A 3,408-nucleotide genomic window follows, 5' to 3' on the forward strand; every position below is an offset into this window, starting at 1 on the left:
TCTCTGGGGCTCGGGGGTGTGGATAAGAGACAGCCCCCTCACATTCCACACCGAATCTTCCGGCATCTGGACACGGACATCCAAACGACGGCCTTCGGGAATGTCACAAGGTTCCCCATTGGCATAATAGACCTTCTCACCATCCACAAGGGCTTTTATCCGCTTGTTCTGGAATCTCTCCGGTAAATGACTGTGCTGACGGTGAAACGTCTCAATGGTGATACTGCCGTCTTCCTGTACCTGATCATCAATGTAAATGAGTTCCAGTCCGTTGTTGTTCTTCGGGGAGGAAATACCCCCATGCACACCCCACGCTTTGTCGGCGTTATAGCCGAGGACATTCGTTATCTGATAGTGACCGGTGCCAAGTTTAGTGACTGTTGCGCCCTCAGATTCGTCATTGGTGGTAAAGGTGCCGTCGGGATGGATTTCGATGATGGGGGAGGATTGTTTAATAAATCCGTTGTTATCACGCCAGCAGTTAGCCCCTAATGACAGGATGGTACCGTTTCCTTTTCGTAAAGTCTGAACATATCTATTTGAACCATTCGGGTTCCTGTCTATAAAGTTTAACAGAACGTCGCTTTTGTCATTGTCGCCTTCTATTCTCCAAAATGTTTTACTGGGCCTAGTTAGCTCGACTCCTCCAAAATCACTGTCGGAATCTATCTTTAAACCTCCTCTATTCACCAGTAGTGCCCGCCTGTGATTAATATCAATGGCATACCCCAGTGTATCTGCTCCGCCACCGCGAACAATTCCCGTATGGATATAATTGCCATACCATTTATAACGGGTGTAGGCTACCTGACTGCTGGTTGGTCTATCGGTTGCAGAGACTAACATTACGGCATTTTGTTCAATAGGGAGCGTTTCCACCTGTTTAAATCTGAAATTGGCATGATAATCCCCGCCACTGGCCGAAATCGTCCCATTTACAGCCGCCTGTAATGCCCGTATTGATTGCAGCGACACCGTTTGCCCGTTCGGCAGCGTCACATTCACCACGCCATTTTGTGACATCCACCGGTCCATGCTCTGGAGGAAATTAACAATATAGTTGACATTGGCTACGATATGCCGGACGCCATCGGAGACGGAATCGGGCGCCGTGGTCTGGATTTGGTAGGTGACGTTGCGGAGGGTCTCGCGGGCCTTATCCGCCAGTACCAGCTCCGTATCGGAGTTCACCGCCTGAATCATGTGTAACAGGTTACCGTTGCCGGTCTGGATTAAAATAAACTGTGCCGGGGCAACGCCGCTAATATTAGATTTAAACCGGGTGCCCGTGCCGCGGACAATAGCCGAGCCGGACACCGTAGAGATTGCGCCTTGTGAGTACATAATAAATTCCTGTGAAATTGATGATTAGGCTTTGAAGGCCAGAATGGTTATCATGAACGAATCCCCTTCTTGATAATATCGAATGTTCCCTTGTGTATTTTTCGGTAATGTTCCATAACCTGTGATAATTGACGGAACATAACCACCCACAGAAAGGCCATTACCGTTAGTATATCCATGCATAGAAACACCATATGTCCTCGCCCGACATATTACATTTCCATTTAAACTGACCCACGCCTGCTTACTTGATTTTGCTGAAATTTGTAGCGCCGGGATGACAATAACGCGGTCGAATGGTGAAGGGGGTATAGTCAAGTCGCCTGCATCCATTGCGTAAACCTTCACAATGTCGCCAACGATGTTATTAACTGACAATGTGCCTTTGATTTCGCAATCCTCTTCAATGGTGACTTTTCTCAGAGAACCGGACGTCGCATTAATCTCCCCCCGCGCCTTGATATTTTCAAACTCAGCAAAACCATTTTTATCAATTTTCCACCCTGATCGACCCGCAACATAATTTCTGGACTGAATGTAATTGCCAATTTTGGCATTGGTAATACTGCCATCCTCGACAAACAGGCTGTTGGTTAACACTTGCCCGTTTTTAATCACAAAGACCGGCTCTGACTTCTCATTGGTCGGATTCACTACGGTAAACTGGTTCGCCCTGACCGCGAAGTGGGTTTCAACTTTGCCGTTCTTCACCTCAGTACTAATAGCCATCCCCGCTTTATAAAATTGTCCGTTAAAGTTTATCCCGGCCCCAATATCATAAATGGCATAACCGTTGCCGCTTACATCAAACACCGCCGTCGCCTTGGTCTGCACAGCCGCCGCATTCTTGCCAACATCGGCCTGTACCTTTTCCATCTTTTCGGCAAAAGCTTTACTGTCGGTTACCTGTGTGGTTCTGACTTCCAGTATCTCGGCTCGCATCTCACCGTTTTCTTTCAATTGATGCTGAACCACAGAACCAATCAGGGATGCATTTTCCATGATGGCCTCAGTAGTAAAATCAATCTGCCCTTCCAGTCGCTTTCCGGCCTCGGTGGTCATAAACTGGTTACCGGCGGCATCCGTAAGCCAACTGGCATCACTGGACGACTCTCCCCGGACAAACTCTGTCCATGGGGATGGGTTGCCGGATTTATCCACCAACCGTGCCCGGAAGTAGAAGGCCACCCCGGCTGCCAGTCCCTGTAAGGCGTGGGTTCGCTGGGGGTAGGGAATGTCCGCCAGCAGCATCACCCCCTCGCCGTCATGGGTTTCGCTGTACTGGATCTCCGTTTTCAGGGTATCGCTGGTATTCGCAGAAAATCCCCAGTCTAACTGGATGCCGAAGAAAATCGGGGTTGTTCTGAATGCCAGGGGGGCGGGCGGATTGCCTTGTTTTCCTGCGATATTGACCTCTTCCGAGGAAATAAATAAGCTGGGGATATCAAAGGAGTTGATCGCTTTGATACGAGCCTGATATCTACCAGAGTACGCATTGGATATCTCAAAACCCAGCGACGCAGTACGGGGAATAGAAATCCAGTTCCCGCTGTCCCTGCGCCATTCTCCTACATAGGCCGCCGCGCCGTCCGCTTTCTCCCATGCAATCCGCACAGTAGTAGTGGAAATACCTTGCTGAACAAAAGAAAAGCTCTCAATCCTGATTGAGTTCGGCGGTTGTTGGACACTCGCCGGGATAACAGAAATAGGCCGTTCGTCGATTCTGGCACCCGTGTCAATGCGTTCGTATTTGTCGGGATCGTGATACAATCCGTTGATTTCGAATGTGCCATCATTATTATCCTTGATACCGACAACGCGATATTGCTGAATAAATAAATCATGGCATCCACCGCCCAGCCCGCACCGGATACGGGTGACTCACTGTACGCAGTCGTCACGATAACGACATTGTCATTGACGGCCTGCACTGTCCGGCCTTGTATCTTAAATATAGGTTAAAATAAATACGATTAGATTTGGCGCGGTGTATGCAGTCTGATCCAGCCTAGGGTTTTAAGCCCGTTCAGAAGCTATTGACGCATACACTGAGCCACTCATCTG

General features: G+C 48.9%; 2 protein-coding genes. Both read right to left on the minus strand.

Translation table 11 applies throughout. The annotated features are described in order from the left end of the window. Positions 1–1,023, minus strand: a 1,023-nt coding sequence (locus tag AACQ81_RS01555; protein WP_237388406.1) for a phage tail fiber protein, incomplete at its 3' end; no start/stop codon positions are given. 345 nt (positions 1,024–1,368) lie between these two features. Further along, entirely contained in the window at positions 1,369–3,114 is a 1,746-nt protein-coding gene (locus AACQ81_RS01560; protein WP_237388407.1) for a phage tail tip fiber protein, read from the minus strand. Positions 3,115–3,408: the final 294 nt, after the last annotated feature.

Source organism: Xenorhabdus sp. Sc-CR9, from assembly GCF_963897815.1.
GTDB lineage: Bacteria > Pseudomonadota > Gammaproteobacteria > Enterobacterales > Enterobacteriaceae > Xenorhabdus.